The 279-nt window shown below is 73.8% G+C and carries 1 protein-coding gene; it reads left to right on the top strand.

Features of this window, described 5'->3' with window-relative positions; translation table 11 throughout:
• Positions 1 to 279, top strand: a 279-nt coding sequence (locus tag IG62_RS0141070) for a SulP family inorganic anion transporter (protein WP_030816442.1), incomplete at both ends; no start/stop codon positions are given.

Raw genomic sequence — 279 nt, 5'->3', positions numbered from 1 at the left:
GCCTTCGCGCTGATCGCCTCGGCCGAATCGCTGTTCAGCGCGGCGGCGGTGGACCGGCTGCACGACGGGCCCAAGACCGACTACGACAAGGAGCTGATGGCCCAGGGCGCCGGCAACACGGTGTGCGGCCTGCTCGGCGCCCTGCCGATGACCGCGGTCATCGTGCGCAGCGCGGCCAATGTGCAGGCGGGGGCGCGGACCAAGGCGTCGCGGGTGCTGCACGGCGTGTGGCTGCTGGTGTTCGCGGCGGCGTTCCCGGCCGCGCTGGGCATCGTCCCG

The organism is Streptomyces sp. NRRL S-337 (genome assembly GCF_000720175.1).
GTDB classification, from domain to species: domain Bacteria; phylum Actinomycetota; class Actinomycetes; order Streptomycetales; family Streptomycetaceae; genus Streptomyces; species Streptomyces siderophoricus.
Note: the sequence above shows the minus strand (reverse complement) of the source record. Positions and strands in the feature narration are given on the sequence as shown.